The 6,128-nt window shown below is 71.2% G+C and carries 8 protein-coding genes; 6 read left to right on the top strand and 2 right to left on the bottom strand.

What is annotated here, in order from left to right:
* From ABNT58_RS03435 to ABNT58_RS03425, 3 genes are all read left to right on the top strand, one after another.
* Window positions 1–696 (top strand): nucleotide disphospho-sugar-binding domain-containing protein (locus tag ABNT58_RS03435; RefSeq protein WP_348752113.1); only part of this gene is annotated, 696 nt, incomplete at its 5' end.
* 192 nt (window positions 697–888) lie between these two features.
* A complete protein-coding gene (locus ABNT58_RS03430; RefSeq protein ID WP_348752112.1) occupies window positions 889–1,575 on the top strand; it encodes a hypothetical protein in 687 nt (228 codons plus the stop codon).
* A 143-nt stretch (window positions 1,576–1,718) separates the two neighbouring features.
* Window positions 1,719–3,422, top strand: coding sequence for a tannase/feruloyl esterase family alpha/beta hydrolase (locus tag ABNT58_RS03425; RefSeq protein ID WP_348752111.1), 1,704 nt, complete (start codon window positions 1,719–1,721; stop codon window positions 3,420–3,422).
* Here ABNT58_RS03425 and ABNT58_RS03420 read toward each other — a convergent pair.
* A complete protein-coding gene (locus tag ABNT58_RS03420; RefSeq protein ID WP_348752110.1) occupies window positions 3,409–4,002 on the bottom strand; it encodes a Crp/Fnr family transcriptional regulator in 594 nt (197 codons plus the stop codon). The genes ABNT58_RS03425 and ABNT58_RS03420 overlap by 14 nt on opposite strands.
* Before the next feature lie 58 nt (window positions 4,003–4,060).
* Here ABNT58_RS03420 and ABNT58_RS03415 point away from each other — a divergent pair, with 58 nt between their 5' ends.
* The 3 genes from ABNT58_RS03415 (at window position 4,061) to ABNT58_RS03405 (ending at window position 5,893) form a co-directional block, all read left to right on the top strand.
* A complete protein-coding gene (locus ABNT58_RS03415) occupies window positions 4,061–4,834 on the top strand; it encodes an SDR family NAD(P)-dependent oxidoreductase (protein WP_348752109.1) in 774 nt (257 codons plus the stop codon).
* 18 nt (window positions 4,835–4,852) lie between these two features.
* The gene (locus tag ABNT58_RS03410) at window positions 4,853–5,191 is read left to right on the top strand and encodes a darcynin family protein (RefSeq protein ID WP_348752108.1); all 339 of its coding nucleotides are present in this window, start codon (window positions 4,853–4,855) and stop codon (window positions 5,189–5,191) included.
* A 105-nt stretch (window positions 5,192–5,296) separates the two neighbouring features.
* Window positions 5,297–5,893: a cold shock and DUF1294 domain-containing protein gene (locus tag ABNT58_RS03405; protein ID WP_348752107.1), complete on the top strand. Its 597-nt coding sequence runs from the start codon at window positions 5,297–5,299 to the stop codon at window positions 5,891–5,893.
* 34 nt (window positions 5,894–5,927) lie between these two features.
* On the opposite strand, the gene ABNT58_RS03400 is transcribed toward ABNT58_RS03405, so the two are convergent.
* Window positions 5,928–6,128 (bottom strand): hypothetical protein (locus ABNT58_RS03400; RefSeq protein ID WP_348752106.1); only part of this gene is annotated, 201 nt, incomplete at its 5' end.

The following is a 6,128-nucleotide window of genomic DNA, read 5'->3' as shown; positions in this document are numbered from 1 at the left end:
CTGCCGCCCATCGCGCATTTCGTCGAGCATCTGCAAAGCGTGCCCGACCTCAGCATCACGCTGTTCGCGCCCTGGTTCGGCCTTGCCCAGCCCGACTGGCCGCAGCCTCTGGTGGAAGGTGGCTTTCTGCTCTACGACCGGCCCGACAGCGCCGTGCTGGCGCCCGAGCTGCAGGCCTTTCTGGCGGCGGGGCCGGCGCCAGTGGTGTTCACCCCCGGTACCGGGCACCAGCATGCAGCCGCGTATTTCCGGGCGGCGCTGCAGGCCGTGCAGCGGCTCGGGCGGCGGGCCTTGTTCATCACCGGCCACCCTGAACAGCTGCCCGCGGCCTTGCCGCCCACGGTGCTGGCGCTGCCGTATGTAAGCTTTCGGGCGCTGCTGCCGCAGGCGGCGGCGCTGGTGCACCACGGCGGCATCGGCACCACCGCCGAAGCCTTGCGCGCCGGTGTGCCGCAGCTGGTGGTGCCCTTTGCGCACGACCAGTTCGACAACGCACGGCGTGTGCAGGCCTTGGGCGTGGGCGATGCGCTGCCCGCCCGGCGCGCCGGCGCCGCGCGCCTGGCGCAACGGCTGCAGGCCTTGCTGGCGTCGCCCACGCTGCCCGCCCGCTGCGCGGAGGTGGCCGCGCTGGCCGCGGCCGAGCAGCCCCTGCCGCGGCTGTGCGAAGCCATCGAGGCGCTGGCGCAGCGGGCGTGATGCGGGTTCATCCTCGGCAGCCCCGGCTCAAGTGGCGGCAGAAAGCGTCGTAAAAGCCGGTTCGTTGCTGGTTACCGGGTCGCCACCATGCCCCCTTCGCTGTCGTCCGCCTTGCCCCTGTGTTCTTCCACCCGCCTGGGGCGGCGGCAGCTTTGGCGCCGCGCGGCCCGGCCCGCTGGCTGGGCAAGCACCTTGGGCGCCCTGGCGCTGGGCCTGTGCGCCGCGCTGCCGGCCCAGGCTGGCCGCCCGCTGGTCACCGAAGACGCCGGCGTGCTGGACCCGGGTGAGTGTGAGCTGGAGCTGTATGCCGCCCATGAGCGCCTGCGGCCCCAGGTCCGCGCGCGCGGCGCATCGGCGCAAGGCAGCTGCGGCGTGGGCCACGGCGTGCAGGCCGCGCTGGCGCTCGAGCGCCAGCGGGCCAGCGGCACCGAAGACGCGGGCCGCAGCGAAGGTGGCCTGCTGTCCTTCAAGGCCCGGCTGCTGGGCGATGACGACGACGACCCGGCGCTGGCGCTGGTCGGCGGCGTGCATTGGGGCCGCCACGAGCACCAATCCTTCCGGCGCGACAGCCTGGCCCTGGGCCTGGCCGGCACGCTGCCGCTGCCCCAGGGCTTCACCGCCCATGCCAACCTGGGCCACTACCACGACCATGCCGAGCACCAACGCAGCACCGTCTGGGCATTGGCGCTGGAAAAGGCGCTGACCGACACGTTGGACCTGGGGGCCGAGGTGTTCGGCGACGACCGTGGCCGCCCCTGGCGCGGCCTGGGCCTGCGCTGGGCGGCCATGCCCCGGCTGAGCATCGGCAGCTCCTACGCGGTGCAGGCCGGCTCGGGCCGCTCACGGCTGGTCACGCTGGGCTTCACCCTCGGTTTCTGAGCCGGCGCGGCGCCCGCCGAAGGGCGTGGCTGGGCAGCGCATGGGGGCCCGGCGGCTCTCAGGGAAACACCTGAAAGTGCGGCATAGTTAATTCAATACATTAACTATTAGCGGAGCAATGAACCGCGCCACAGGAGACCCCCATGCGTTCGTTCGTCCCTTTTTCCATGCATTTGGTGGCTGCGGCAGGCGCAGCATTGCTCGCCGGCTGTTGGGGCGGTGATGGCGACGCTTCGCTGCCCCAGCTCAAGGCCGCACAAGGCGCCACGCTTCGTTCATGTGCTGAACTGGCCAGCGCCTTCAGCCACCCCAACACCACGCTCACCGCGGCCGAGCCGGTGGCTGCTGGCGCGGCGGTGTGGGCCGGCGCGCCGATCGCGGCGCACTGCCGCATCACCGGCGAGATGTTCCGCCGCACCAGCCCGCAGGACGGCAACAGCTACGCCATCGGCTTCGAGATGCGGCTGCCCACGGCCTGGAACGGCCGCTTCTTCTACCAGGCCAACGGCGGCTCCGACGGCGTGGTGTGGCCGGCCCTGGGTTCGCAACCCGGGCCGCAGCCCAGCGTGGCGCTGCAGCAGGGCTTTGCGGTCATCAGCTCCGATGCCGGCCACTCGGGGCAGGGCAATCTGGCCTTCGGCATCGACTTCCAGGCGCGGCTGGACTATGGCTACCAGGCGGTGGCCAAGCTCACGCCCATGGCCAAGGCGCTGATCGCGGCGGCCTACGGCAAGGAGCCCGACCGCTCGTACATCGGCGGTTGCTCCAACGCGGGCCGGCACACCATGGTGGCCATGACACGCATGCCCGGCGAGTACGACGGCTACCTGGCCGGCGCCCCGGGCTACCGGCTGCCGCTGGCGGCCATCGCCAACATGGACCGCCTGCGGCACGTGGCCCAGGTGGCCACCGACCCGGCCGACCTGAGCAGCGGCTTCACCGGCACCGAACGTGCGCTGCTGTCGGCCGCGGTGGTGGCCCGGTGCGATGCGCTGGACGGTGCCACCGACGGCATGATCCAGGACGTCGAAGCCTGCCGCGCCGCCTTCGACATCCAGCGCGACGTGCCCACCTGCACCGGCGCGCGCGATGGCACCTGCTTCACGCCCGCGCAGAAGGCGGCCTATGCGCCGATGTTCAGCGGCGCGGTCGATGGCAGCGGCCGCAAGTTCTACAACAGCTTCCCGTACGACGCGGGCCACAACGCCGGCGATTCGTCCTTCTGGCGCTTCACCGTGCCGCAGTTCATCGACTCGGGCGCCACCGCCTTGATCTGGGGCGTGCCGCCGGCCGACCCCGCCACCTTCAACGGCCCGGCCTATGCGCTGACGGTGAGCAACGACGCCAAGCTGGCCGCGGTGGCGGCCACCAATGCCACGTACACCGAATCGGGCCTGTCGTTCATGCAGCCGGTGAACCCCACCGACCTGGGCACGCTCAAGCAGCGCGGCGCCAAGGTGATGGTCTATCACGGCGTCAGCGACGCCATCTTCTCGGTGGACGACACCACCGCGTGGTACGAAGGCCTGCGCTCGGCCAACGGCGGCGATGCCTCCAACTTCGCGCGCTTCTACCGCGTGCCGGGCATGTCGCATTGCGGGCAGGGCCCCTCCACCGACCAGTTCGACATGCTGAGCGCGCTGGTGGACTGGGTGGAAAACGGCAAGGCCCCCGACACCGTGCTGGCCCGTGCCCGTGGTGCCGGCGCCCCCGGCGGCGCCAACGCCGACGTGCCCGCCACCTGGGCCGCCGACCGCACCCGCCCGCTGTGCCCCTACCCCAAGGTGGCCCGCCTGAAGGCAGGGGCCACCAACCTGGAGACGGCAGAGTCGTTCAGCTGCCAGTGAGGCGCCGCAGCCGCATCACGATGCGGTTGAGGCCCACCGGCGTTAGACCCAGGTGGCGGGCCAGGTCCTTCTGGGGAATGCGCCGGGCCAGTTCAGGCTCGGCGGCACAAAAGCGCAGGTAGCGGGCTTCCGCCTTGAGGGTGAGCAGCTCACGCTCACGCGCTTCCTTGCGGGCGGCGTACACCATGGTCAGGGCCTGCAGCGCGCGGGACCAGGCCAGGTGCCGGCCGGCCAGGGTCGCCAGCAGGCGGTAGTCCACGCTTTCCAGCACGGCGTCTTCCAGGGCGCTGACCATGAAGCTGGTGCGCCCGCCCGGCGCCAGGGCCGCCAGGCTGGCGAAGAAGCGGCCTTCGCTGGCGAAGGACTTGATCCACTCGGTGCCGTCTTCGCTCAGGTAGCTCAGCTTCAGCACGCCTTGCTGAACGGCATGGACGAAGGGATGTTCCACGTCCTGCAGGAAGACGGCCCCGCCGGCGGCCACGCGGCGCACCGTCACGGCTTCGGCCACGCGCGGCCACTCGGGCAGCGGACCCGCCGCGGCCTGCGTCAGCAGGCTTTCCAACACGGTGCAGTGCGCCATGCCTTGATTAACCCGGGTTGATGCCGAAGCGCGGCGCGCTGCCTAGAGTCGCCGCACGATGAAAAGCCGCGCATTAAAGCAAACACCCCTGGCTGCTTCGGCGCCACCCTGGCCCAGCACCATCGTCACCGGTGCCACCTCCGGCATCGGCAGGGCGCTGGCGCTTCAGCTGGTGGGCGCCGGTGTGCGGGTGGTGGCCATCGGCCGCAACCAGGCGGCCTTGTGCAGCCTGGCGGACCACAGTCCGCTGATCAGTCCGTGCGCCGCCGACCTGAGCCGGATCGACGAACTGCCTGCGCTCATCGCCGGCCTCGTCGCCGAGCACCCCGACCTGGGCTGCCTGATCAACAACGCCGGTGTGCAGCACGCCCTGCGCTGGGACGACGCCGGCAGCCATCTGGCCGCGCTGCGACAGGAAGTGGACGTCAACCTGGTGGCACCGATGGTGCTGACGCAGTGCCTGCTGCCCCACCTGCTGGCCCGGGGGCAGGGGCTGGTCGTCAACGTCAGCTCCGGCCTGGCCTACATGCCCAAGCGCACAGCAGCCACCTACAGCGCCACCAAGGCGGGTCTTCGCCTGTTCACCCACGCGATGCGGCTGCAGATGCCCGGCCCGGCGGTGCGGCTGGTCGAGGCCGTGATGCCGCTGGTCGACACGCCGATGACCGCAGGCCGCGGCCGCAGCAAGCTGCCGGCCGCCGAGGCAGCGCGGCAGTTGATCGCCGGGGTGCAGGCTGGCCGGCAGCAGGTGTACGTGGGCCAGGCCCGCTGGCTGCCGGTGCTGCAGCGCTGGGCGCCGGGCCTGCTGGCCCAGGCCATGCAACGAGGCTGACGACAGACGAGGATGCCCATGCGCTATGCCTTCTTCCTGCTGCTGCGTGCCACGCCGGCCTGGCTGCGCCTGTCGCGCAACCAGCGGCGCGCCTTGACCGACCTGCACCTGGCGCCGCTGCTGGTGGGGCCCGAAGCGGTGCGCATGCGCTACTTCGATGCCGAGGCCTTCACCGCCGATGCCAGTGACGTGATGATGATCGAGACCGAAGACCCCCGTCACCACTACTTCTTCATGGAGCGGCTGCGCGACTCGCCGATGTTCACCGTGCCCTACTTCGAGCTGAGGCAGATCGTGCCGGCCATCGAGGAAGGGTACGCGCTGTATGAAGAGGCCAGGCTGGCGCCGCCGACCTGACCACCCGCCGGGCGCGCGCAAGACCTTGTTCCGCAGGCACCACAGTCAAGATTCGCGAGGTGCTGGCAGGTGGCGTGGTGCGGCCTGCCGCTACGCTTTGCACCCATGCGCTTTGAAGGCCACCTCACCCATTGGAACGACGAACGCGGCTTCGGCCGCATTGCGCCCGTGCAGGGCGGCGAGCCGATCTTTGTGCATGTGTCGGCCTGGCCGCGCGGCGTGGGTCGGCCGCGGCTGGGGCAGGCCGTGTCTTTCGAGGTGGAGGTCGGCCCCAAGGGCAAGCGGGCCTGCCGTGTGCAAGTGGCGCAGGCCCGCGCCTCGGCGGCGCGGCCTGCGGGTGGACAGGCCAGCGCCTGGGGCATGGTCGCCTGGCTGCTGATCCTGGCCAGCCTGTTCGGCGGCGCCGTCGCGGCCTTGTTCTGGTCGCCGCCGGCCCGGTGGTGGGGCTGGTACCTCGGCCTGAGCGGCGTCACCTTCCTGGCCTATGCCATCGACAAGTCGGCCGCCCGGCGCAGTGCCTGGCGCACGCGGGAAGACACGCTGCACCTGCTGGCCCTGGCCGGCGGTTGGCCCGGCGCCTGGCTGGCGCAGCGGCTGCTGCACCACAAGAGCACCAAGCCCGCCTTCCGGCGGGTGTTCTGGCTGACCGTGGTGCTCAACGTGGCGGGGCTGGCTGCCGTGCAGTGGGGCCTGCGCCGTTGAATGGCTTTGGCAGGCCAGAGCCGCCCAGTCCAGGCTAGAACTTCACCGCCAACGTCAGCCGCAAACTGCGCGGCTCGGCGGGGTGCACGTGCCGGCCCTCGGCTGCCGCCTCCCCGGGCACCTGCGACTCGTAGTAGTACTGGATGTCGTCCACCTTGCGGTCGAACAGGTTGAAGACGTCCAGCGTCAGCGCCGTGTTGCGCAGCAGCTGGTAGCCCACCCGAAGGTTGGTGGT

Source organism: uncultured Aquincola sp., assembly GCF_964001545.1.
Lineage (GTDB): Bacteria > Pseudomonadota > Gammaproteobacteria > Burkholderiales > Burkholderiaceae_C > Aquincola.
This window is presented reverse-complemented; position numbering and strand designations above follow the sequence as displayed.